We start from the raw sequence: 260 nt of genomic DNA on the forward strand, positions 1-260 counted from the left end.
TGTTGGGCTATCGCCAAGCGGTAAGGCACTGGCTTTTGATGCCAGCATTCCCTGGTTCGAATCCAGGTAGCCCAGCCATTACAACGTTACTTAGACAAACCATAAGTCTTCTTAACTATACTCTTCGCTAGAGTAAAAGCTTTGCTGCGGTCGTGGCGGAATTGGTAGACGCACCAGATTTAGGTTCTGGCGCCGAGAGGTGTGAGAGTTCAAGTCTCTCCGACCGCACCATTATTTCTCTTTAATTAGAGATAAAATAG

The 260-nt window shown here is 46.9% G+C and carries 2 tRNA genes; both read left to right on the forward strand.

The window, feature by feature from the left end:
- Positions 1 to 3: 3 nt before the first annotated feature.
- Positions 4 to 78: transfer RNA gene (locus H5300_RS27430), tRNA-Gln, on the forward strand.
- A 68-nt stretch (positions 79 to 146) separates the two neighbouring features.
- Positions 147 to 231, forward strand: a tRNA-Leu gene (locus tag H5300_RS27435).
- Positions 232 to 260 lie beyond the last annotated feature (29 nt).

The sequence above is a fragment of the Vibrio sp. SG41-7 genome (assembly GCF_014164465.1).
GTDB classification, from domain to species: Bacteria; Pseudomonadota; Gammaproteobacteria; order Enterobacterales; family Vibrionaceae; genus Vibrio; species Vibrio splendidus.